This is a genomic window from Streptomyces sp. NPDC058195 (assembly GCF_042883525.1).
Classification (GTDB): Bacteria; Actinomycetota; Actinomycetes; order Streptomycetales; family Streptomycetaceae; genus Streptomyces.
In genome coordinates, this window is sequence record NZ_JBHVVM010000008.1 from 118,270 (window position 1) to 140,278 (window position 22,009).

At 71.6% G+C, this 22,009-nt stretch carries 22 protein-coding genes; 16 read left to right on the plus strand and 6 right to left on the minus strand.

The features are described from left to right. Positions 1-12: 12 nt before the first annotated feature. Positions 13-789 carry a VOC family protein gene (locus tag ACFVWY_RS12845; protein WP_389870564.1) on the minus strand — a complete coding sequence of 259 codons (777 nt, stop codon included), beginning with the start codon at positions 787-789 and terminating at the stop codon, positions 13-15. A gap of 232 nt (positions 790-1,021) precedes the next feature. On the opposite strand from ACFVWY_RS12845, the gene ACFVWY_RS12850 reads away from it, so the two are divergent. After that, positions 1,022-1,849, plus strand: coding sequence for a sulfurtransferase (locus ACFVWY_RS12850; protein ID WP_389870566.1), 828 nt, complete (start codon positions 1,022-1,024; stop codon positions 1,847-1,849). Between the two features lie 67 nt (positions 1,850-1,916). On the opposite strand, the gene sepH is transcribed toward ACFVWY_RS12850, so the two are convergent. Beyond that, positions 1,917-2,966 (minus strand): septation protein SepH, encoded by a 1,050-nt coding sequence (gene sepH / locus ACFVWY_RS12855; RefSeq protein WP_389870569.1) that lies wholly within the window; start codon positions 2,964-2,966, stop codon positions 1,917-1,919. Positions 2,967-3,462: 496 nt separating this feature from the next. On the opposite strand from sepH, the gene ACFVWY_RS12860 reads away from it, so the two are divergent. Beyond that, positions 3,463-4,314: a hypothetical protein gene (locus tag ACFVWY_RS12860; RefSeq protein WP_389870573.1), complete on the plus strand. Its 852-nt coding sequence runs from the start codon at positions 3,463-3,465 to the stop codon at positions 4,312-4,314. A 6-nt stretch (positions 4,315-4,320) separates the two neighbouring features. On the opposite strand, the gene ACFVWY_RS12865 is transcribed toward ACFVWY_RS12860, so the two are convergent. Next, a complete protein-coding gene (locus tag ACFVWY_RS12865; protein ID WP_389870576.1) occupies positions 4,321-5,637 on the minus strand; it encodes a D-arabinono-1,4-lactone oxidase in 1,317 nt (438 codons plus the stop codon). Next, complete coding sequence (locus ACFVWY_RS12870; protein WP_389870925.1) at positions 5,600-6,841, minus strand: MFS transporter; 1,242 nt, start codon at positions 6,839-6,841, stop codon at positions 5,600-5,602. The genes ACFVWY_RS12865 and ACFVWY_RS12870 overlap by 38 nt, the downstream gene beginning before the upstream one ends. A 152-nt stretch (positions 6,842-6,993) precedes the next feature. On the opposite strand from ACFVWY_RS12870, the gene ACFVWY_RS12875 reads away from it, so the two are divergent. Beyond that, on the plus strand, positions 6,994-8,121 hold the full coding sequence (locus tag ACFVWY_RS12875) for a ferrochelatase (protein ID WP_389870579.1): 1,128 nt from the start codon (positions 6,994-6,996) through the stop codon (positions 8,119-8,121). 23 nt (positions 8,122-8,144) lie between these two features. Further along, a complete protein-coding gene (locus ACFVWY_RS12880; RefSeq protein WP_389870581.1) occupies positions 8,145-8,963 on the plus strand; it encodes an inositol monophosphatase family protein in 819 nt (272 codons plus the stop codon). 239 nt (positions 8,964-9,202) lie between these two features. Here ACFVWY_RS12880 and ACFVWY_RS12885 read toward each other — a convergent pair whose 3' ends face one another. After that, on the minus strand, positions 9,203-9,391 hold the full coding sequence (locus ACFVWY_RS12885; RefSeq protein ID WP_389870947.1) for a hypothetical protein: 189 nt from the start codon (positions 9,389-9,391) through the stop codon (positions 9,203-9,205). Between the two features lie 343 nt (positions 9,392-9,734). On the opposite strand from ACFVWY_RS12885, the gene ACFVWY_RS12890 reads away from it, so the two are divergent. The 4 genes from ACFVWY_RS12890 (at position 9,735) to ACFVWY_RS12905 (ending at position 13,358) form a co-directional block, all read left to right on the plus strand. Next, positions 9,735-10,388 (plus strand): response regulator transcription factor, encoded by a 654-nt coding sequence (locus ACFVWY_RS12890; RefSeq protein ID WP_389870583.1) that lies wholly within the window; start codon positions 9,735-9,737, stop codon positions 10,386-10,388. 6 nt (positions 10,389-10,394) lie between these two features. Continuing rightward, a complete protein-coding gene (locus ACFVWY_RS12895) occupies positions 10,395-11,624 on the plus strand; it encodes a sensor histidine kinase (RefSeq protein WP_389870586.1) in 1,230 nt (409 codons plus the stop codon). 405 nt (positions 11,625-12,029) lie between these two features. After that, complete coding sequence (locus ACFVWY_RS12900) at positions 12,030-12,326, plus strand: DUF4193 domain-containing protein (protein ID WP_003965732.1); 297 nt, start codon at positions 12,030-12,032, stop codon at positions 12,324-12,326. Between the two features lie 12 nt (positions 12,327-12,338). Next, entirely contained in the window at positions 12,339-13,358 is a 1,020-nt protein-coding gene (locus tag ACFVWY_RS12905) for a hypothetical protein (protein ID WP_389870589.1), read from the plus strand. A 185-nt stretch (positions 13,359-13,543) separates the two neighbouring features. On the opposite strand, the gene ACFVWY_RS12910 is transcribed toward ACFVWY_RS12905, so the two are convergent. Further along, positions 13,544-13,999 (minus strand): DUF3093 domain-containing protein, encoded by a 456-nt coding sequence (locus ACFVWY_RS12910; RefSeq protein WP_389870591.1) that lies wholly within the window; start codon positions 13,997-13,999, stop codon positions 13,544-13,546. Between the two features lie 57 nt (positions 14,000-14,056). Between ACFVWY_RS12910 and ACFVWY_RS12915 the strand changes: the two genes are divergently transcribed. The 8 genes from ACFVWY_RS12915 (at position 14,057) to ACFVWY_RS12950 (ending at position 21,802) form a co-directional block, all read left to right on the plus strand. Beyond that, positions 14,057-14,641 (plus strand): PaaI family thioesterase, encoded by a 585-nt coding sequence (locus ACFVWY_RS12915; protein WP_389870594.1) that lies wholly within the window; start codon positions 14,057-14,059, stop codon positions 14,639-14,641. Then, positions 14,641-15,174 carry a dUTP diphosphatase gene (gene dut / locus ACFVWY_RS12920; RefSeq protein ID WP_389870596.1) on the plus strand — a complete coding sequence of 178 codons (534 nt, stop codon included), beginning with the start codon at positions 14,641-14,643 and terminating at the stop codon, positions 15,172-15,174. The genes ACFVWY_RS12915 and dut overlap by 1 nt, the downstream gene beginning before the upstream one ends. A gap of 1 nt (position 15,175) precedes the next feature. Further along, on the plus strand, positions 15,176-15,943 hold the full coding sequence (locus tag ACFVWY_RS12925; RefSeq protein ID WP_389870599.1) for a DUF3710 domain-containing protein: 768 nt from the start codon (positions 15,176-15,178) through the stop codon (positions 15,941-15,943). Positions 15,944-16,340: 397 nt separating this feature from the next. Then, positions 16,341-16,430 carry a K(+)-transporting ATPase subunit F gene (gene kdpF, locus ACFVWY_RS12930; RefSeq protein WP_078075662.1) on the plus strand — a complete coding sequence of 30 codons (90 nt, stop codon included), beginning with the start codon at positions 16,341-16,343 and terminating at the stop codon, positions 16,428-16,430. A gap of 7 nt (positions 16,431-16,437) precedes the next feature. After that, positions 16,438-18,102 (plus strand): potassium-transporting ATPase subunit KdpA, encoded by a 1,665-nt coding sequence (gene kdpA, locus ACFVWY_RS12935; RefSeq protein ID WP_389870601.1) that lies wholly within the window; start codon positions 16,438-16,440, stop codon positions 18,100-18,102. Next, entirely contained in the window at positions 18,099-20,225 is a 2,127-nt protein-coding gene (gene kdpB / locus ACFVWY_RS12940; RefSeq protein WP_389870603.1) for a potassium-transporting ATPase subunit KdpB, read from the plus strand. The genes kdpA and kdpB overlap by 4 nt, the downstream gene beginning before the upstream one ends. 23 nt (positions 20,226-20,248) lie before the next feature. Beyond that, the gene (locus ACFVWY_RS12945; protein ID WP_389870605.1) at positions 20,249-20,917 is read left to right on the plus strand and encodes a potassium-transporting ATPase subunit C; all 669 of its coding nucleotides are present in this window, start codon (positions 20,249-20,251) and stop codon (positions 20,915-20,917) included. Between the two features lie 135 nt (positions 20,918-21,052). Then, positions 21,053-21,802: an ABC transporter ATP-binding protein gene (locus ACFVWY_RS12950; RefSeq protein ID WP_389870608.1), complete on the plus strand. Its 750-nt coding sequence runs from the start codon at positions 21,053-21,055 to the stop codon at positions 21,800-21,802. Positions 21,803-22,009: the final 207 nt, after the last annotated feature.

Genomic DNA, 22,009 nt, shown 5'->3' on the forward strand with positions numbered 1-22,009 from the left:
CCGTCGGCAGGCTCAGCCGGCCACCGAGCGCACGATCGTGAACGCCGCGCCCTCCGGGTCCGCCACCGTCGCCACCCGGCCGCTCGCCCCCTCCCGGGGCGGATGCAGCACATGGCCGCCGAGCTCCACCACGCGCCGCGCGGCCTCGTCGGTGTCGGCGACCTCGAAATAGGTCATCCAGTGCGGGCCCCGGTCGCGTGGCAGGGCGTGGCCGACCCCGTGCAGCGAGGCCACCGGGCGGCCGTCCAGACGCAGCGTCTGGTAATCGAAGTCGGCGGAGACCTCGGCCTCGGCCTCGTAGCCGAAGACCGTCTGGTAGAACTTGCAGACCGTCGAGGTCTCCCGGGTCACCAGCTCGTTCCAGACCGGCGTGCCCGGGGCTCCGGCGAGCGCCGTGCCGAGGTGCTCGGCGGCCTGCCAGATCCCGAAGACCGCGCCGCCCGGATCGGAGGCGATGGCCATCCGGCCCGCCTCGCCGGCGTCGAGCGGCCCCACGGCCACCGTGCCCCCGCAGGAGCGCACGGCCTCCGCGGTGAGGTCCGCGTCATCGGTGGCCAGGTAGGTCGTCCAGGCGACCGGCAGATGCCGGTCGGGCGGCAGCTGCCCGATCCCGGCCACCACCTTTCCGCCGATCAGCGCACGGACGTACGGGCCCAGTTGCTCCGGACCCGGCACGAACTCCCAGCCGAACAGCTCGGCGTAGAAATTCTGGGTGGTGCCCATGCCGTGCACGAGCAGGCTCACCCAGCACGGGCTTCCGGGCGTACGCGGAGCGGCAGCCTCGGTCATCGTCACTCTCTCCTCGGACCATCAGGGTGGCCGTACGGGGTAACGGGGCCGGTGTGCCGCCACGCGGTACGGGATGTGTGCGCCCCGTGCAGATGGTGGCACCCCCCGGCGCACGAAGCGTCCCGGCCGCGCCGCGTTGTTCCGGATCTCGACGCAGAGAGACCGGATTGCCGCGGTGCGCCCGTTTCGAAGGTGTCACGGGCGGGGCGGCGCCTGCGCGAGGATGGCACTCATGAAGCCCATCATCACCGCATCCGAATACGTGAGCGAGTCGGCGGGGCCACGTCCGCCGGTGCTCCTGGACGTACGTTGGCAGCTGGGCGGCCCACATGGCCGGCCCGACTACGAGGCCGGGCACATCCCCGGCGCGGTCTTCGTCGACCTGGACGCGGAGCTCGCGGGGCCGGCCGGGCGAGGAGGCCGCCACCCGCTGCCCGACCCGGAGGAGTTCGGGGCCGTTATGCGCCGGGCGGGCGTCTCCCGGGACACCCCGGTGGTCGTGTACGACGGAGGCCAGGGCTGGGCGGCGGCGCGCGCCTGGTGGCTGCTGCGCTGGACGGGTCATCAGAACGTCCGGGTCCTGGACGGCGGCCTCGCCGCCTGGCCGGGCGAGCTCCAGAAGGAGACCCCGGCCCCGGCCGGGGGTGACTTCCGCCCGGCCCCCGGAGCGCTGCCGCTGCTCGACGCGGACGGGGCCGCCGCGCTCGCCCGTTCTGGCCTGCTGCTCGACGCGCGGGCCGCCGAGCGCTACCGGGGTGATGTGGAGCCGGTCGACCGGGTGGGCGGCCACATCCCCGGCGCCGTATCGGCTCCGACCTCCGAGAACACCGGGGCCGACGGCCGCTTCCTGGCTCCCGGGGAACTGGCGGAGCGCTTCCGGGCGCTGGGCGCCGACCGGGCGGGAGAGATCGGCGTCTACTGCGGCTCCGGGGTCTCCGGCGCCCACGAGGTGCTGGCCCTGGCCGTCGCGGGCCTGCCCGCCGCGCTGTACGCGGGCTCCTGGTCCGAGTGGTCCGGCGACGCGTCCCGCCCGGTCGCCACGGGCCCCGAGCCCCAGTAACGGCGAACCGGCAGGAAGGCCCGTGCGCAGAGGCGTACGGGCCTTCCTCATGCCGGGGTGAACCCGCTCAGTCCTGCTTCTTGCGGCGGGTACCGAAGACGATCTCGTCCCAGGTCGGAACGGCGGCCCGGCGGCCGGGCCGGACGCCGTCCGCCTCGGCCTGACGGTCCGTCGTCCCGGTCAGACGGTCGCGGTGACCGGCCACCGCCCTCGGCATCAGCACGTCGGCGTAGGCGGAACCGGCACCCGCGGAGGCCGCGGCGGGCGGCTCGTCCGCCTCCGGCTCCTGCGCGGCGGGCTCCAGGGCGGGCGGCTCCGGCGGCGACGGACGCTCCGGCACCACCATGTCGCCGCGGAAGCTCGGCACCGCTTCCAGCAGGCTGGTCAGGGAATCTCGCTCACTGGCCGAGATGTGGTCCTCCGGCTCCGGCGGAGGAACCATGGGGCGTTCGATCTGGCGGTCGAGGGCACGGTCCAGCGGCCGGTCGCGCGGCAGCCGGGCGATCCGGGGCACGAACGGGAAGCTGGGCTCGGGCGCGGCGACGTCGTCGGTCTCGCCGATCAGTGAACGCGCCTCGTCGTCCACGGCCTGCACCAGGCGGCGCGGCGCGTCGTACGTCCAGCTGGCCGAGTGCGGCTCGCCCGCGACCCGGTAGACCAGGAGGACCTCCCAGGTGCCGTCGTCCCTGCGCCAGGAGTCCCACTGGACGGTCTCCTTGTCGGCGCCGCGCAGCAGCAGCCGCTCCTGCACGGCCTCGCCGAGCTGGGGGCCGGTGTTCTCGCCGGGGCGGCGTACGGGGGTCTTGCGGGCCCGCTCGGCCATGAAGGCGCGCTCCGCGAGCACGGGGCCCTCGAAGCGGCGGACACGGTCGACCGGGATCCCGGCGAACTGGGCGACCTCCTCGGCGGAGGCGCCGGCTCGTATCCGGGCCTGGATGTCGCGGGGGCGGAGGTGGCTCTCCACCTCGATCTCGATCTGGCCGAGGCGTGCGCGGTCGTTGCGCACGGCGGCTCGCAGCCGCTCGTCGATCGGGAGTGTGTACTCCGTGCTGTCAGCAGCCTTGAGCACCAGTCGTGTGCCGTCGTTGGAGACGGCCACGACACGCAGTTCGGGCATGGGGACCTCCCGGGTGGTGCCTGCCGACGTCACGTGCGTCGCTGCTTCCGCTAGTCGAGTGTGGCCTGCCCGGGTGCAGCCTGCCACAACATTGTCGTGTTGCCCGGTGTGTCGGGCGTGAGCCCTTGATCGCCGACGTGACACGGTGACCCGTTTCGCAACAGGAAGCGACCCATGGTCACTTCATGCAGCCAGTCCCCGCGCGATGCCGAGCGCCGCCGGATCGAGTGCCTCCTTCGGCTCCCTTTTTGAAGATCCGGAACATCCGCACGGGCGTCCGGCCCCAGGGCTCGACACAGTACTCCATTCGGGCCACGAGGGTGGAGCGCCGCGCCGTCGAAGTTCTCGTGAGGTGCGGGAGTTGGGTCGCCGGACCGGCTGGACGGACCCTCCCGGAGTGTCCTGCTTCACAGAATCCCCCGAAACGGAACTAATCACTTCGCTCATTTGTCCCTTCCTGGTGCATGGTGGGAGCGATGTCAACAGAGGGCTGGAAATGGTGCAGAAGCCGGAAAGTGACATAGAACCCAAGGAAAGGCGTATCGATCTGAGCCTGCCGCAAGTGGCGGGCAGTGCCGTGGCGGCGGTCGCGGCAGCGGTGGCGGCCTCCCAGCTGGGGGTGTACGGAACGATCCTCGGCGCCGGGGTGATGAGCATCGTCGCCACCTGCGGCGGCTCGGTCTTCCAGCACGTCTTCCGGCGTACCGGGGAGCAGATCCGCGATGTGACCGTACAGGCGCGCGGGACGGGTACGACGAAGACGCGGAGAGTGCCGGACCGGGCCCCCGGCGGAGCCGTGGACGCCACCGCGGTGCTGCCCGCGGCGGACGGGGAGTTCTCCGAGGCCACCACGCACGGCACCCGGCTGCGCGGCTGGAAGCGCTCGGCGCTCGGCGCGGTGGCCGTCTTCGTGCTCGCCATGGCCGGGATCACCACGTACGAGCTGGTCTCCGGCGGCGACCTGAGCGGGGGCCGGGGCACGACCGTCGGTTCCGTCGTACGCGGCAGCGGCGACCGGGGTTCCGGCACGGACACCCCGGCACCGTCGACGAGCACCGGCCGGGAAGGGGTTCCGGACCGGGAGGGCGGCGCGACGCCGGGGACGGACCCGCAGGGCGGCGCGAGCCGGACCCCGGACACCGGCCGCGGCGACCAGCCCTCCACCGGTCCGACGCCCGGCCCCGCAGCGTCCGGCGACACCGGCGGCGCTACGAACCCCTCGGCCCCGGAGACCGCGCCCACCCCGGCGCCGTCCGGCGACGGCACCACCGGCGCCCCGGCCCCCGCGGGCGGCGAGGCCCCGGCCCAGGGCGGCACAACCGCCGGGGGCACCGGAACCGGGCGGTGAACGGCCCTACTCGCCCAGGACCCGGCGCAGGTAGTCGTTGCCGAAGAGCCGGTCCGGGTCCAGCCGGTCGCGTACCGCGGTGAACTCGCCGAAGCGCGGGTACACCCCGGCCAGGTACTCGGCGTCGCGGGTGTTCACCTTGCCCCAGTGCGGGCGCCCGGCGTGGGCGGTCATGATGCGCTCCACCGCCGTGAAGTACGCCTGGTACGGGGTGCCCCGGTAGAGGTGGACGGCGATGTACGCGCTGTCGCGGCCCGAGGCCGTGGAGAGCGCGATGTCGTCGGCGGGGGCGGTGCGGACCTCCACCGGGAAGCTGATGCGCAGCGGTGAGCGCTCCACCATCGCCCTCACCTCGCGCAGCGCCTCGACGGCCGCCTCGCGCGGCACCGCGTACTCCATCTCCACGAAGCGGACCCGGCGCGGGCTGGTGAAGACCTTGTACGGGATGTCGGTGTAGGTCCGGGCCGACAGGGCGCGGCTGGAGAGCCGGGCGATCGACGGGATGGTGGCGGGGACCGCCCGGCCGAGGGAGCAGGCCACCTGGAAGATCCCGTTGGAGAGGAGCTCGTCCTCGATCCAGCCGCTGACCTTCCCGGGCGGGGCCGCGGGGCCCGCGCTGCGGTTGTTGCGCTTGGTGTTGCAGTTCCCGGTGTGCGGGAACCAGTAGAACTCGAAGTGCTCGTTCTCGGCGACCAGCTCGTCGAAGTCGCTCACGACCCGGTCGAAGCCCATCGGCTCCTCGCGGGCCGTCAGCAGGAAGACCGGCTCCACGGCGAAGGTGATCGCCGTGATGACGCCCAGCGCGCCGAGCCCGATCCGGGCGACGGCGAAGACATCGGCGTTCTCCTGCTCCGAGCAGGTCAGCACCGTGCCGTCGGCGGTGACCAGCTCCAGGGCACGGATCTGGGCGGATATGGACGCCGAGTCACGGCCGGTGCCATGGGTGCCGGTCGAGGTGGCGCCCGCGACCGTCTGCTCCATGATGTCGCCCATGTTGGTGAGCGAGAGGCCCTCGCGGGCCAGGGCGGCGTTCAGCCGCTTCAGCGGGGTGCCTGCCTCGACGGTCACCGTCATCGCCTCGCGGTCGATGCTCCGGATGCCGGTGAGCAGGTCCGGGCGGATCAGCACGCCGTCCGTGGCGGCCGTCGCGGTGAACGAGTGCCCGGTGCCGACCGGCTTCACCCGCAGGCCGTCCGCCGAGGCCCGGCGCAGCGCCTCGGCGAGCTCCGGCACGGAGGCGGGGGACACGGCCCGTACCGGACGGGCGGTGACATTCCCGGCCCAGTTACGCCACGCGTTCGTCTTCGTCCGTGCGTCGGTCATCTTCCGCGCGCCCTTCACTAGGAACCGGCCCGCTGAGCCGGCGATACCCCAGGAACGCCACCGCGGCCGCGAGCGCTCCCGCCACGAGGGGCACCACGTACCCCGCCTCGGCCCCCGAGGAGTCGACCACCCAGCCTGCGGCCGAGGAGCCGAGCGCCACGCCGACGGCCAGCCCGGTGCTCGTCCAGGTCATGCCCTCGGTCAGTTCGGAGCGCGGTACGTGCTGCTCGACGAGAGCCATGGTGGTGACCATCGTGGGTGCGATGGCCAGGCCCGCGACGAAGAGCGCCACGGCCAGGAACGGCAGGTTCCCGGCCAGTTGGAGGGGGATCATACTCACGGCCATCGCGCACACGCCCACCAGCCACCGGATGTTCGCCCGCCCCTTGAGATGGAGCAGCCCGAAGACCGCTCCCGCCAGGCACGATCCCAGCGCGTACACGGCAAGTACCAGGCTCGCCGCGGCCTTGTGGCCCTGCTCCTCGGCGAAGGCCACGGTCACCACGTCGATGGCCCCGAAAAGCATCCCGGTGGCCACGAAGGTCACCACGAGCACCTTGAGCCCCGCAGAACGCAGCGCGGAGCCGCCGCCCTGCTGCCCGCGCGGATGCGGGACCGGCTCGGTGGACCGCTGCGCGGTCAGCCACACGACGCCGACCAGCAGGAACACCGCCGCCAGGAGCGGCCCGGCCTCCGGGAACCAGATGGTCGACAGGCCGATCGAGATGATCGGCCCGAAGATGAAGCACGCCTCGTCGATGATCGACTCCCAGGCGTACGCGGTGTGCAGCTCCCGCGGTGAACCGCGGTAGATCTCCGCCCAGCGGGCCCGGATCATCGAGCCGACGCTGGGGACGCAGCCGACGCCCGCCGCGAAGACGAAGAGCGTCCAGTCGGCCAGCCGCTGCTGCGCGCAGACCAGCAGCCCGGCCACCGCCGTCAGCGCGACGAGGGCGGCGGGGCGCAGCACCCGGCGCTGCCCGTGCCGGTCGACGAGCCGGGAGATCAGCGGCCCGAGCACCGCGGCCGACATCGCCAGCGTCGCCGACAGCGCCCCGGCCAGCCCGTAACGGCCGGTGAGCTGGGAAATCATGGTCACTACGCCGATGCCCATCATGGACAGCGGCATCCGGCCGAGGAATCCGGCCGCCGAGAACCCCTTGGTGCCGGGGGCGGCGAATATCGCGCGGTAGGGACTGGGCAAGAGGTGCTCCGGGGCGGCGTGGTCATAGGCGTCGAAACGGCGCGCTTTCAACCGATACAGCCTACGGTCGGGCAGACCGGCCCTGCATCGGGGGCGGCCGGGAACCGATGTCGGTGGAGGGGCGGCCCGTCGGGAGTGGCAGGATCGACGGCATGTCCGATCTGCGCGACCCCGCCCCCTACGACGCCCTGCTCCTGCTCTCCTTCGGTGGCCCCGAAGGCCCGGACGACGTGGTTCCGTTCCTGGCGAACGTGACCCGGGGCCGGGGTATTCCCGAGGAACGGCTGAAGGAGGTCGGCAAGCACTACTTCCTGTTCGGCGGCGTCAGCCCGATCAACGCCCACAACCGGGCCCTGCTGGACGCCCTGCGCAAGGACTTCGCGGAGAACGGGCTGGATCTGCCGGTCTACTGGGGCAACCGCAACTGGGCGCCGTACCTCACCGACACCCTGCGCGAGATGACCACCGCGGGCCACCGCCGCATCGCGGTCCTCGCCACCAGCGCCTACGCCTCCTACTCCGGCTGCCGGCAGTACCGGGAGAACCTCGCCGCCTCGCTGGCCGCACTGGAGGAGGAGGGGCTGCCCGTGCCGCGGGTCGACAAGCTGCGGCACTACTTCAACCACCCCGGGTTCGTGGCCCCCATGGCGGAAGGCGTCCTCGCCTCGCTGGCCGACCTCCCCGAGGACGTACGGGCCGGGGCGCACCTCGCGTTCACCACGCACTCCATCCCCGTCTCCGCCGCCGGTACCTCCGGCCCCGTGGAGACGCACGGCGACGGGGGCGCCTACGTCGCCGAGCACCTCGACGTCGCCCGGCTGATCGTCGACGCGGTGCGCGAGGAGACCGGTGTCGAGTACCCCTGGCGGCTCGTCTACCAGTCGCGCAGCGGCGCCCCGCACATCCCGTGGCTGGAACCCGACATCTGCGACCACCTGGAGGCGCAGCACGCGGACGGGGTGCCCGCCGTGGTGATGGCTCCCATCGGCTTCGTCTCGGACCATATGGAAGTGCTGTACGACCTCGACACCGAGGCCACCGCGAAGGCCGCCGAGCTGGGCCTGCCGGTGCGCCGGTCCGCGACGGTGGGCGCCGATCCGCGGTTCGCCGCCGCCGTGCGCGAGCTGGTGCTGGAGCGGGCCGCCACCGAGCGGGGACAGCGCGTGGAGCGCTGCGCGCTGGGCGCGCTGGGGCCGTCCCACGACCTCTGCCCGGCCGGCTGCTGCCCGGCCCGTACCGCCAGGCCCGCCGCCGCGGGCGCCGACAGTCCGTACGCGTAAGAGCCCACTACCTCTGGAGAACCGTGAGCGAACACGATCTGGACGTACTGCTCGACCTCGCCCTGGACGCCGCCGCCCGCGCGGGCGCGCTGCTCCGCGACCGCCGCCCGGCCGATCTGGGCGTGGCCGCGACCAAGTCCAGTCCGATCGACGTCGTCACCGAGATGGACATCGCCGCCGAGAAGCTGATCACCGGCTTCCTGCGGGACCGCCGCCCGTACGACGGCGTCCTCGGCGAGGAAGGGGGCGGCACCGAGGGGCGCAGCGGCGTCCGCTGGGTCATCGACCCGCTCGACGGCACGGTGAACTACCTCTACGGCCTTCCCACCTGGGCCGTCTCCATCGCCGTCGAGCGGGACGGCGAACGGCTGGTGGGCGTCGTGGCGGCCCCGATGCGCGGGGAGACCTACTGGGCGGTGCGCGGTGGCGGTGCCCACGCCGCGGGCGGCGTGTACGGCGAGGAGACCGCGCTGCGCTGCCGCCCCGCGCCCCCGCTCGACCAGGCACTCGTCTCGACCGGTTTCAACTACGTCGCCGACGTCCGCACGCACCAGGCGGAGGTGGCGCGGCGGCTCATCCCGCGGCTGCGCGACATCCGCCGCAGCGGATCCGCCGCAGTGGACCTCTGCGACGTGGCCGCGGGGCGCCTCGACGGCTACTACGAGCGCGGGCTGCACCCCTGGGACCTGGCGGCCGGTGACCTCATCGCCCGCGAGGCGGGCGCGTCCACCGGCGGACGCCCCGGCCTGCCCGCCGACGGCGATCTGACGGTCGCCGCCTCCCCGGGTGTCTTCGAGCCGCTCCAGGCCCTCCTGGAGGAGTACGGCGCCTGGCGCGACTGAGGGGGTGTTTGGCACCGTCCTGCGGCGTCGCGGGGTGCGGTACGTACGCGTGGGGCGTCGCGGGACCGCCCGAGCGGCTGTGCCACGAGGGCGCTCCGGCGCCTTGTGGGCGCGGGAACCGGGCCCCTCTCCCGCACGCATGCGTGCGGGCGCCTCTGGCCCGCGTCAGGCGGGTGTCCCGCACACGGGCAGGGCCCCGACGCCGTTCAACGGCATCGGGGCCCTGCCCGCCGACGTGCTCAGACGCTGCTGGCGCCGATCTCGACGCCGTGTTCGGCGGCGAGGCGGTGAAGGTCGTCCAGTTCGCTCTGCTCGACGTCCGCGAGGAAGTCGTCGCCCGTCTCTCGGGCCCGGGTGAGGTCGTGCTCGGTGGTCCGGATCCGCTGCAGCAGACCTGCGGTGAACGCGTCCATAATGCGCCCCCTCATCGTGGGTCGGTGGCACGGGGGTGTGCCCGGGGTTTCCCTCCGCGCGGTAGCGGTAGGGCGGGTGATCACGCGCTCTCCGGGGACGGAGTGGCCTGTGGTACGCCACATTCAAGGCGTGATCTCGGGTGTGCATTCGTCCTCCCCGGGCCTTGGTCCAAAGAAACCTCAACTGGGCGGAAAATCCGGTGAATTCCCTTGAGCCCCAGGTGGGGCAGCGTCGCCTTACCGCCGGTTTATGCGTGTTGCGGGCAGGATGGAGCCGCACAGACATGCCTGCGAGCGTCCCGGACACGGACCGTGGGCTATCCGTCACGTTCTGAAGTTTCTAGGGAAGGACAGCGCCGTGCGCGTACTCGTCGTGGAGGACGAGCAGCTGCTCGCCGATGCGGTGGCCACCGGATTGCGCCGTGAGGCCATGGCCGTCGATGTCGTGTACGACGGCGCGGCGGCCGTGGAGCGCATCGAGGTCAACGACTACGACGTCGTGGTGCTGGACCGCGACCTTCCCCTGGTCCACGGCGACGACGTCTGCCGCCGTGTGGTCGAGCTCGGCATCCCCACCCGGGTGCTGATGCTCACCGCCTCCGGGGACGTCAGCGACCGGGTCGAGGGCCTGGAGCTGGGCGCCGACGACTACCTGCCCAAGCCGTTCGCCTTCAGCGAGCTCACCGCACGGGTGCGGGCGCTCGGGCGGCGTACGACAGTGGCGCTGCCACCCGTCCTGGAGCGGGCCGGCATCCGGCTCGACCCGAACCGGCGCGAGGTCTTCCGGGGTGAGGCGGAGGTCCAGCTCGCGCCGAAGGAGTTCGCCGTGCTGGAGGTCCTGATGCGCAGCGAGGGCGCGGTCGTCTCGGCCGAGCAGCTGCTGGAGAAGGCGTGGGACGAGAACACCGACCCGTTCACCAATGTCGTCCGCGTGACGGTCATGACCCTGCGCCGCAAACTCGGTGAGCCGCCGGTGATCGTCACCGTGCCCGGCTCCGGCTACCGGATCTGACGGCCGGTGCCCGCCGTCCCCGCGCCGCCCGCGACGCCTCCGAAGCCCACCTGGGAGCCCAAGCAGCAGGAGCCCCCCTACTGGCTGCGCCCGACCATCCGGATACGGCTCACGCTGCTCTACGGCGGCATGTTCCTGATCGCCGGCATCCTGCTGCTGTCGATCATCTACATGCTGGCCGCACAGGCCCTGCACGTGGGAAGCGAACTGCCGTTCGAGATCGTCAACGGGCAGGTCACCAGCACGGTCTGCAATCTGCCGGAGAAGGCGTCGCCGGACACCTTCAACGCGGCGATGAACTCCTGCGTCAACCACCAGCGGCAGCAGGCGCTCGACACCCTGCTCAACCGCTCGCTGCTGGCCCTGGTCGGCCTGAGCGTCATCGCCTTCGCCTTCGGATACGCGATGGCCGGGCGGGTCCTCTCGCCGCTGGGCCGGATCACCCGTACCGCCCGCCGGGTGGCTGGAACGGACCTGTCCCGCCGGATCGAGCTGGACGGCCCGGACGACGAGCTCAAGGAGCTGGCCGACACCTTCGACGAGATGCTGGACCGCCTGGAGCGGGCCTTCACCGCCCAGCAGCGGTTCGTCGGCAACGCCTCGCACGAGCTGCGCACACCGCTCGCGATCAACCGCACGCTGCTGGAGGTCCACCTCTCCGACCCCCAGGCCCCGCCGGAGCTCAAACAGCTGGGCAAGACCCTGCTGGCCACCAATGAGCGCAGCGAGCAGCTGGTGGAGGGCCTGCTGCTGCTGGCCCGCAGCGACAACCAGATCGTGGAGCGCAAACCGGTCGACCTCGCGGAGGTCGCCTCCCGGGCGATCGACCAGACGCGCGGCGAGGCGGAGGAGCGCGGGGTGGCGATCCGCGGTGAGCGGAGCCCCGCCGTCGTCCAGGGCAACGGCGTCCTGCTGGAGCGGATCGCGCTGAACCTGGTGCAGAACGCCGTGCGGTACAACGTCCCCGAGGGCGGCTGGGTGGAGGTCGGCACCGAGCTCCAGGGCGGTCAGGCCCTGCTGGTGGTCGCGAACACCGGCCCCGTGGTGCCGGCGTACGAGATCGACAACCTCTTCGAGCCCTTCAGGCGCCTGCGTACGGAGCGAACGGGCAGCGACAAGGGGGTCGGGCTCGGCCTGTCGATCGCCCGGTCCGTGGCGCGTGCCCACGGCGGCCGTATCATCGCGGAGCCCCGCGAGGGCGGTGGCCTTGTGATGCGTGTCTCACTCCCGGTGTGAGAGGTCGGACGGAGCGATTCGGCGGGGCACGGGATTGTTCGCTTTGGGCGGAATTTTCGGGACCTGAACCAGGGTGATCCGTGTGTGATCGATCACAAGAACGAATTTCCCGCCAACAACGCTCCGTGATCGCCAACCCCAGGGGAAAGCCCGTAAAAGTCGGGGTTTTCGGGGTCGAGCATCACGGGAAGTACACGGGGTGGCGCCCGTGGAGCGCGACGCCGGGACCGTGTACGGTCCCCATCGCCACCCAAGCGGGCCGCTCTCGAGCGGTCCTCTTGGGTGTCGATTGAGTAACAGACCTTGATGTGAGGCAAAATCTCCGCCTCAGGTCGGGCACAAGTCCGGCCTCTCACGCGTTACGTGCGCTGAGACACCCGCAGACACCCAGAGGGGGAGAGCGACATGGCAACGGATTACGACACCCCACGCAAGACCGACGACGACGTCGATCAGGACAGTCTCGAAGAGCTCAAGGCTCGTCGGAGCGACAAGACGGCCTCGGCCGTCGACGTCGACGAATTCGACGCGGCCGAAGGCCTGGAGCTGCCCGGCGCGGACCTGTCCAACGAGGAGCTGGCAGTACGGGTCCTGCCCAAGCAGGCCGATGAGTTCACGTGCATGAGCTGCTTCCTCGTGCACCACAGGAGCCAGCTGGCACGGGAGAAGAACGGCCAGCCGATCTGCCGCGACTGCGACTAGGCAGGGCCGGCCGTGACAGGCGACACACCGTCCCGGAAGCGGCGCTTCCGGCGTAAGAAGTCGTCGGAGGCGTATCAGGGCGGCCCAGGCTCGGCACAGGACGCGACAGCGCCCGCCGAGCGGTCCGCCCTGTCACCCTCCCCGGGTGATCGGGACGGCGAGCGGGGCCGGTCGGCCTCGCTCGAAGCGGTGGCCGCGGCAGCAGTCGAAGCAGCGGCAGCGGCCGGACAGAACGCGGCGACAGCCGTGGAGGTCGACGCGGCCGACAGGGCCGGACAGGTCGACAGGACGGAGCCCGTGACCGGGGCAGGCCGTCTGAGTTCAGTGAAACGGGGCGTACGCAAGGGCGGGGAGAGTGCCAAGGCGGCGATAGGTCAGATCGCCGACCTGATCATCGACAACGCTCCCCGCATCCCTGTGCGTGATCTCGCCACTCTGCGCAGGCAGTTCCCCGGGCTCGGTCCGGAGGAGCTCGCCGACCGGCTCGTCGCGGGGGCGAGCAGGGCCAGCGCCACCGTCGGCGCCGGGATCGGCGCGGCGGCCATGATGCCCGTACCGCCCGCCATGCTCGCCGAGCTGGCGGCGGAGGTCACCGGCGTCGCCGCGATCGAGATGAAGCTCGTCGCCGAGCTGCACGAGGTCTACGGGCTGCGCCCGCCGGGCGGCCTCGGCCGACGTTCCACCGCCTACCTCACGTCCTGGACGGAGGAGCGCGGGATCGACGTCTCCCAGCCCACGACGGTCAACGCCGCGCTGGGCGGCCAGATGAAGCGCGAGCTGCGCCAGCAGATCATGAAGCGCATGGCGCGCGACCTGCCGAGCCTGGCCCCGTTCCTGGTCGGCGCCGCCGTCGGCGCGCTGATGAACCGGCGTGACACCAAGAAGCTCGCCGGACGGATCAGGAAGGACCTGCGAAGGCGCCAGGTGCCCTGGGACCGGCTTCCCGAGCTGCCCCCGCTGGAACGGCAGCCCGGCCTGCGCCAGGGCCTGCTGCGCAAGCTGGAGAACCCGCCGGGCGAGCTGGAGGCGTAGCCCGAGGGGCCGCTGGGCCGGTGCTAGGGCCTCTCGTTTGGATCATGCCGGGCTCGCGGGGGCCGGCACGCACATCTGCCGCGTTGTCGTCAGTCACCGACGCTCCGCGTCGGCTCCTTCCTCCGCCTTGCAGCTGCACGCACCAGCCCCCGCTCCCTGATCCAGCCTGATCCAAACGAAAGACCCTAGGCGCGTCCGGCTTCGAGCGCCGCGGCCAGGGCCTGCGGCTCGCGCGTCGACAGGTAGAGGTACGGCGTCGGGTCCTGCGGGTCGGTGACCGGCACCCGGACCGCTGTCGGGATGTAGCTCCGCAGCAGCATGAACGCGCGGGTGTCCGCCTTGTACGTGCGCCACGCCCGCGCCTCCTCCCCTTCCAGCACCTCGGCCTCGCCGAGCGCCGTCACCGGGATACGGGCGTCCCCGGCCACCAGGGCGCCCGACACGACCCGGATCCTGGCCGAGCCGTACGAGCTGACCGCGACCGCCGCCAGGGCCGTACCGCCCACCAGGCCGGCCAGCAGGGGCAGCCCGCCCAGCGGCAGCAGCATCAGCGCACAGGCGATGCCGATCAGAAGGGCGATGAACCACCAGGAACGCGGCGCGGTCAGTCGTTCGTCGAAGGGCGGTGTGGAAGGCTGCATGCCCCAAGCTTGGCACGGCGCGACCCGCGGACAGCCGCGCGGGTAAGGTCTGCGCCTGTGAGTGGAACATCTGAGGCCCTGAAGCCCCCGGCCGACGCGGTGAAACCGGTCCGGCACCCCGACGCCCCGGCCCCCGGGGAACTCCTCGGCGCGCATTACGAGCACTGTTTCGGCTGCGGCGACGGACAGCGGCACGGGCTGCACCTCCAGGCACGGGCCGGTGAGGGTGTCAGCGTCACCGCCGAGTTCACCGTGCAGGCCGCCCACCAGGGCGCCCCGGGGCTGGCGCACGGCGGCATCCTGACCACCGCGCTGGACGAGACGCTCGGTTCGCTGAACTGGCTGCTGCGGGTGATCGCGGTGACCGGGCGGCTGGAGACCGACTTCGTCCGCCCGGTGCCGGTGGACACCGTGCTGCACCTGGACGCCGAGATCACCGCGGTGCACGGGCGGAAGATCTACTCCCGCGCGACCGGCCGGACCGGCGGCCCGGACGGGCCCGTGGCGGTCCGGGCCGAGGCGCTCTTCATCGAGGTCAAGGTCGACCACTTCATCGAGAACGGGCGTCCGGCCGAGATCCGGGCCGCGATGGCCGACCCGGACCAGATCCGGCGGGCCCGCGCCTTCGAGGTGAACCCCTGATGCGGCGGCCCGTGGACGTGCTGATCCGCAGGGTCGACCCGGACGTGCCGATCCCGGCCTACGGGCACCCGGGCGACGCCGGGGCCGACCTGGTCACCACCGAGGCCGTCGAGCTGGCTCCCGGTGAGCGGGCCGTGCTGCCCACCGGAGTGTCGATCGCGCTGCCCGACGGGTACGCCGCGTTCGTGCACCCCCGCTCCGGTCTCGCCGCGCGCTGCGGGGTCGCGCTGGTGAATGCCCCCGGGACGGTCGATGCCGGGTACCGTGGAGAGATCAAGGTCATCGTCATCAACCTCGATCCGCGCGAGCCCGTGCGGTTCGACCGGTTCGACCGGATTGCCCAGCTGGTCGTCCAGCAGGTCGAGAAGGTGCGGTTCCACGAAGTGTCGGAGCTGCCCGGTTCGGCCCGCGGCGAGGGGGGCTTCGGATCCACCGGGGGACACGGATCCGGTGATGCCGATGGCGTCAGGGGCGGGATTACCCAGGGCGGGAACAGCTACGCTTCGGTCGTACCCGACCGGGAAGGACAGTGACGTGTTCGGACGTCGCAAGAAGAGTGGTTCCGCCGAGGACGTGGCGGACGAAGCGCGCGAGGCCGAGCAGGTCGTCGACGAGCTCGATGACGCCGACGGTGCCGGCGCACGCCGGGTGAATCTTCCGCCCGCGCCGCGGCCGGACGGGCCGTGGGACGTCTCCGAGGTCTCCCAGCCCGGTGAGGGCCGGGTCGACCTGGGCGGCATCTTCGTGCCCGGTGTCGAGGGCATGGAGCTGCGGGTCGAGGTGGCCGGTGACGCGATCGTCGCCGCCACCGTCGTGCTGCACGACAGCGCCGTCCAGCTCCAGGCGTTCGCGGCGCCGAAGAAGGAAGGCATCTGGGGCGAGGTCCGCGAGGAGATCGCCGCGGGCATCACCCAGCAGGGCGGGATCATCGACGAGGTCGAGGGCCCGCTGGGCTGGGAGCTGCGGGCCCAGGTCCCGGTACAGCTCCCGGACGGCACGAACGGCGTGCAGCTGGTGCGCTTCGTCGGCGTCGACGGGCCCCGCTGGTTCCTGCGCGGAGTGATCTCCGGCCAGGGCGCGGTGCAGCCGGAGGCCGCGGGGCTGCTGGAGACGATCTTCCGGGACACCGTGGTGGTCCGTGGCGAGGGCCCGATGGCCCCGCGCGACCCGATCGTCCTGAAGCTGCCCGACGACGCCCAGATGGTGCCCGAGGGCGTCCAGCAGGAGAGCCAGGAGAACTCGCGGTTCTCCGGCGGCATGGGCCAGCTCCAGCGCGGTCCCGAGATCACCGAGGTGCGCTGAGCCGGTACGGGCGGACGCCCGGCGTGGTTCTTTTCCGGCCGGTGGGCCGTACTCCTCTCCGAGGAGTACGGCCCACCGGCCGTTTGCGCGTCCGGCAAGGGGCCGCAGGCCCCTGAGGGCGGGCGAGGGGCGGATTCCGGACAGGTTCGGTGACGGCGTGCGCGACGGGGCGTGTATGGGGCGCGTATGAGGCACGTATGCGCGCCGTCAAGGGCGGGCCGCTCCCCGTATGGAAGCCATCAACGCAGGCCAGAACGGTCGTAACGGGAGGTTTGCTCAAGAGGTCCGAGAATCCGTACCTCATCTAGGAGCACACGATGGCCGACGTGGCCTTCGTCGTCACCACGATCGCGGTCTTCGCGCTGGTGGCCCTCGTCGCCAAGGGGGTGGCGAAGCTGTGACCGCCGAGAACATCGTCGGCCTGGTCGTAGCCGTCGCCCTGCTGGGCTACCTCGTCCTCGCCCTCCTCTACCCGGAGAGGTTCTGAGCGCGATATGAGTCCTGTCCTCGCCGGTGTGCTCCAGATGCTCGCGCTCCTCGTGGCGCTGGGCCTGGTGTACCGACCGCTCGGCGACTACATGGCCGGTGTCTACTCCTCGACCCGGCACCTGCGCGTCGAGAAGTGGATCTACCGGGCCATCGGTGCCCGCCCGAACACCGAGATGCGCTGGCCCGCCTATCTGCGCGCGGTGCTCGCCTTCTCCGCGGTGAGCGTCCTCTTCCTCTATCTGCTGCAGCGGCTGCAGGGCGTCCTGCCTGGTTCGCTCGGCTTCTCCTCGATCGACCCCGACCAGGCGTTCAACACCGCGGCTTCCTTCGTCGCCAACACCAACTGGCAGTCGTACTACGGCGAACAGGCCATGGGCCACGTCGTGCAGACCGGCGGTCTCGCGGTGCAGAACTTCGTCTCGGCCGCCGTCGGCATGGCCGTGGCGGTGGCCCTGGTGCGCGGCTTCGCCCGGTCCCGCACCGGCGAACTGGGCAACTTCTGGTCCGACCTGGTGCGCGGCACCGTACGCATCCTGCTGCCGATCGCCGCGGTCGGCGCGCTGGTGCTGGTGGCCTGCGGGGCGATCCAGAACTTCGCGGGCATCCACGAGGTCGGGCAGTTCCTCGGCGGGACGCAGCAGTGGAACGGCGGCGCCGTCGCCTCCCAGGAGGCCATCAAGGAGCTGGGCACCAACGGCGGCGGCTACTTCAACGCCAACTCGGCCCACCCCTTCGAGAACCCCAACGGCCTGTCCAACCTGTTCGAGATCTTCCTGATCCTGGTCATCCCGTTCGCACTGACGCGGACCTTCGGCCGGATGGTCGGCTCGCTCAAGCAGGGGTACGCGCTCCTCGCCGCGATGGGCGTCATCTGGATCGGCGCCACCGGCCTGATGATGTGGACCGAATTCGCCCATCACGGGCCCGCGTACCAGATCGCGGGCGGGGCGATGGAGGGCAAGGAGACCCGCTTCGGGATCGCCGGATCGTCGCTCTTCGCGGTGGCCACCACCCTCACCTCCACCGGCGCCGTGAACTCCTTCCACGACTCGTACACGGGCTTCGGCGGCGGGATCACGATGCTGGACATGCAACTCGGCGAGCTCGCGCCCGGAGGAGTGGGTTCCGGCCTCTACGGCATCCTGATGATGGCGATCATCGCGGTGTTCATCGCCGGGCTGATGGTCGGCCGTACGCCGGAGTACCTCGGGAAGAAGATCGGCACCCGCGAGATCAAGCTCGCGGCCTGCTACATCCTGATCACCCCGGCCCTGGTGCTCTGCTTCACCGCCCTGGCGATGGCGCTGCCCACCCCGCCGCACTCGATGACCAACACCGGCGCGCACGGATTCTCCGAGATCCTCTACGCCTACACCTCGGGCGCGAACAACAACGGTTCGGCGTTCGGCGGGCTCAACGCCGACACCCAGTGGTTCAACACCACGATCGGTCTGGCGATGCTGTTCGGCCGGTTCCTGCCGATGGTGTTCGTCCTCGCGCTGGCCGGCTCGCTCAGCGAGCAGAAGCCCGTTCCGGCGACCGCGGGAACCCTGGCCACGCACCGACCGCTCTTCAGCGGACTGCTGGTCGGCACGATCCTGATCATCACCGGGCTGACCTTCTTCCCTGCCCTGGCACTGGGCCCGCTGGCCGAAGGACTGGCGTCATGACCACTCGTACGGAGCAAGAGGACTCGATGTCCACTGTCACCCCCACCCGGGCACCGCACCAGGACGCGCCCGCCGGCCACCAGGGCGAAGGACGCGTCGGCAGCGGCCTGTTCGACCCCAAGCAGCTGATCCGCTCCTTCCCCGACGCCCTGCGCAAGCTCGACCCCCGGGCGATGGTCAGGTCCCCGGTGATGTTCGTGGTGCTGATCGGCTCGGTCCTCACGACCGTGCTGGCCTGCCTGCACCCGGGGGAGTGGTTCGGCTGGGCGATCGCGGCCTGGCTCTGGCTGACCACGGTCTTCGCCAACCTGGCGGAGGCGGTCGCCGAAGGGCGCGGCAAGGCCCAGGCCGAAACACTGCGCAGGGCCAAGACCGACACCGTCGCCCGGCGGCTGACCGGCCGCGACGAGGAGCACGTACCCGGCACCGACCTGCGCGTCGGTGACCTGGTGGTCTGTGAGGCGGGCGACATCATCCCCGGCGACGGGGACGTCGTCGAGGGCGTCGCCAGTGTGGACGAATCCGCCATCACCGGCGAGTCCGCGCCCGTCATCCGGGAGTCCGGCGGCGACCGCAGCGCCGTCACCGGCGGCACGAAGGTGCTCTCCGACCGGATCGTCGTCAAGATCACCACCAAGCCCGGCGAGACCTTCATCGACCGGATGATCGCCCTGGTCGAGGGTGCCGCCCGGCAGAAGACGCCCAACGAGATCGCGCTGAACATCCTGCTCGCCTCGCTCACGATCGTCTTCCTGCTCGCCGTCGTCACCCTCCAGCCCTTCGCGCTCTACGCCGGGCAGGGGCAGTCGATGATCGTGCTGACCGCGCTGCTGGTCTGCCTGATCCCGACGACCATCGGGGCGCTGCTCTCCGCGATCGGCATCGCCGGGATGGACCGCCTGGTCCAGCGCAACGTGCTCGCGATGTCGGGACGGGCGGTGGAGGCCGCCGGAGACGTGTCGACGCTGCTGCTCGACAAGACCGGCACCATCACCCTCGGCAACCGCCAGGCCTGCGAGTTCGTCCCCGTGAAGGGCACGACCGAGGCCGAACTGGCGGACGCCGCCCAGCTCTCCTCGCTGGCCGACGAGACGCCCGAGGGCCGCTCGATCGTCGTCCTCGCCAAGGAGAAGTACCGGCTGCGCGAGCGCCACCAGGGCGAACTGGCCGGTGCCGAGTGGGTGGCCTTCACCGCCCAGACCCGGATGTCCGGCGTCGACGTGGACGGACGCAGGGTCCGCAAGGGCGCCTCGGGATCGGTGGTCGCCTGGGTGCAGGAGCGCGGCGGCACCGTCCCGCAGGACGTGGCGGCGCTCACCGGCACGATCGCCCAGGCGGGCGGTACACCGCTGCTGGTCGCCCGGGAGGACGCGAACGGCGCCCGGGTCCTCGGTGTCATCCACCTCAAGGACGTCGTCAAGGAGGGCATGCGGGAACGGTTCGACGAACTGCGCCGGATGGGCATCCGTACGGTCATGATCACCGGCGACAACCCGCTGACCGCGAAGGCCATCGCCGAGGAGGCGGGCGTCGACGACTTCCTCGCCGAGGCCACCCCCGAGGACAAGATGGCCCTCATCAAGCGCGAGCAGGCGGGCGGCAAGCTCGTCGCGATGACCGGCGACGGCACCAACGACGCCCCGGCGCTCGCCCAGGCCGACGTCGGCGTGGCCATGAACACCGGCACCTCGGCCGCCAAGGAGGCCGGGAACATGGTGGACCTGGACTCCAACCCCACCAAGCTGATCGAGATCGTCGAGATCGGCAAGCAGCTGCTCATCACCCGGGGCGCGCTGACGACGTTCTCGATCGCCAACGACGTCGCGAAGTACTTCGCGATCATCCCCGCCATGTTCGCCGTGGTCTATCCGGGCCTGGGCAAGCTGAACATCATGCAGCTGTCCTCCCCGCAGTCCGCGATCCTGTCGGCGGTCATCTTCAACGCGCTGATCATCGTCGCCCTGGTGCCGCTGGCCCTGAAGGGCGTGCGCTACCGGCCCAGCGGCGCCGACTCGATGCTCCGGCGGAACCTCGGGCTGTACGGGCTCGGCGGACTGGTCGCCCCGTTCATCGGCATCAAGATCATCGACATGATCATCTCCCTCATACCCGGTCTGCACTGAATCCAGGAAGCGGCTGACCCGCCATGAACAACTCCGTAGCGAACACCACCCGGCTGCTCTGGGCCGGGCTGCGCGCCCTGCTCGTCCTCACCGTCGTCTGCGGCGTGCTCTACCCGCTGGCCGTCACCGGGGTGGCCCAGGGAGTCTTCCCCGGCAAGGCCAACGGCTCCGAGATCACCGAGAACGGCAAGGTCGTCGGCTCCGAACTCATCGGCCAGCGCTACGACCTGCCGCTGAAGAAGGGGGAGGAGACCCCCGCCCCGGACCTCAAGTGGTTCCAGCCGCGCCCCTCCAACGGCCTGGGCAGCAACACCGTCAACACCCAGTACAAGCTGATCCTCTCCGGCGCGACCAACCGCTCCGCCGACAACAAGGAACTCATCGACTGGGTCACCGCCGCCAAGGCCGCCGTGGTCAAGGACAACTCGGTCCCCGGCCACCCGGTCAGGCCCTCGCAGGTTCCCGCCGACGCCGTCACCTCCTCCGGCTCCGGTCTCGACCCGGCCATCTCCCCGGCGTACGCGCAGCTCCAGGTGCGCCGGGTGGCCGAGCGCAACCACCTGCCCGTCAACCGGGTGGAGAAGCTCGTCGAGCGGCACACGGACGGCCGGATCCTCGGTTTCGTCGGCGAGCCCACGGTCAACGTCCTCCAGCTCAACGTCGCGCTGAGGCAGCTGACCGACCGGACCTGACGGCACCCGTGCCGCGCCCCGTACGCCTCGTACCCCGCCGTGGTGCGCAGGCAGTACGGGGCGCGGCCATTGTCCGATCCTGGGCGCCTTACCCATACTGTCGGTTCACGGGATCGATCACGTTCGGGGAGAGACATGACCGAGAGCACGGGCCGCACGGCCACCGAGGGCCAGGGCGGCGTCGCGGTCGCCGGGGAACCGGGCGGCGGCCCCATGGTGCGGGTCGAGGACCTGCGCCGTTCGTACGGCTCGGGCCCCGGCGCGGTGCACGCGCTGCGCGGGGTCTCCTTCGACGTGCCGCGCGGCGAGCTGGTGGCGCTCAAGGGGCGCTCCGGCTCGGGCAAGACCACCCTCCTCAACCTGCTCGGCGGGCTCGACACCGCCGACGCCGGCCGGATCGTCGTCGACGGCACGGACCTCGCCGAACTGGGCGAGAACGGGCTCCTGGAGCTGCGCCGCGAGCGGGTCGGCTTCATCTTCCAGTCGTTCGGCCTGATCCCGATCCTGACGGCGGCGGAGAACGTCGGCGTACCGATGCGGCTGCGCAAGGCGGACCCGCGCGAGCGCGAGGAGCGGGTGGCGCTGCTGCTCGCCCTGGTGGGCCTCGCCGATCACGCCGCCCAACGCCCCGGCGAGCTCTCCGGGGGACAGCAGCAGCGCGTCGCGATCGCCCGCGCGCTCGCCAACCGCCCCGCCCTGCTGATCGCCGACGAACCGACCGGCCAGCTCGACGCGGAGACCGGACTCGCGGTGATGGAGCTGTTGCGGGCGGTGGTGCGCAGTGAGGGTGTCACCGCGCTGGTGGCCACGCACGACAGCCAGCTGCTGGGGCTGGCGGACCGGGTCCTCGAACTGAGCGACGGCCACATCGTCGAGTACGCGTAGCACCCGGCGCAGGGCCCTTGAAGAGCCCTGCGGGGGCCGCGTTCCCGTTTCCCCGGCATCCCGGCGTGCCGAGGACAAACGCCCCGGCGTGCCGAGGCCCCTGATGCCCCGGCGCGTCGCCCGGGGCGTCAGAATCCTGTCAATTCGGTCCCTCCATCCCCCTCCCCGTCCTCTTCGCCCCCGTTCCGCGAGGTAGCTTCGAAGCGG

Bases quoted from the DNA above. Each gene is read 5' to 3' on its own strand.
- ACFVWY_RS12845 (WP_389870564.1), bottom strand. From the start codon at position 789: ATGACCGAGGCTGCCGCTCCGCGTACGCCCGGAAGCCCGTGCTGGGTG.
- ACFVWY_RS12850 (WP_389870566.1), top strand. From the start codon at position 1,022: ATGAAGCCCATCATCACCGCATCCGAATACGTGAGCGAGTCGGCGGGG.
- sepH (WP_389870569.1), bottom strand. From the start codon at position 2,966: ATGCCCGAACTGCGTGTCGTGGCCGTCTCCAACGACGGCACACGACTG.
- ACFVWY_RS12860 (WP_389870573.1), top strand. From the start codon at position 3,463: ATGGTGCAGAAGCCGGAAAGTGACATAGAACCCAAGGAAAGGCGTATC.
- ACFVWY_RS12865 (WP_389870576.1), bottom strand. From the start codon at position 5,637: ATGACCGACGCACGGACGAAGACGAACGCGTGGCGTAACTGGGCCGGG.
- ACFVWY_RS12875 (WP_389870579.1), top strand. From the start codon at position 6,994: ATGTCCGATCTGCGCGACCCCGCCCCCTACGACGCCCTGCTCCTGCTC.
- ACFVWY_RS12885 (WP_389870947.1), bottom strand. From the start codon at position 9,391: ATGAGGGGGCGCATTATGGACGCGTTCACCGCAGGTCTGCTGCAGCGG.
- ACFVWY_RS12900 (WP_003965732.1), top strand. From the start codon at position 12,030: ATGGCAACGGATTACGACACCCCACGCAAGACCGACGACGACGTCGAT.
- ACFVWY_RS12910 (WP_389870591.1), bottom strand. From the start codon at position 13,999: ATGCAGCCTTCCACACCGCCCTTCGACGAACGACTGACCGCGCCGCGT.
- dut (WP_389870596.1), top strand. From the start codon at position 14,641: ATGCGGCGGCCCGTGGACGTGCTGATCCGCAGGGTCGACCCGGACGTG.
- kdpA (WP_389870601.1), top strand. From the start codon at position 16,438: ATGAGTCCTGTCCTCGCCGGTGTGCTCCAGATGCTCGCGCTCCTCGTG.
- kdpB (WP_389870603.1), top strand. From the start codon at position 18,099: ATGACCACTCGTACGGAGCAAGAGGACTCGATGTCCACTGTCACCCCC.
- ACFVWY_RS12945 (WP_389870605.1), top strand. From the start codon at position 20,249: ATGAACAACTCCGTAGCGAACACCACCCGGCTGCTCTGGGCCGGGCTG.
- ACFVWY_RS12950 (WP_389870608.1), top strand. From the start codon at position 21,053: ATGACCGAGAGCACGGGCCGCACGGCCACCGAGGGCCAGGGCGGCGTC.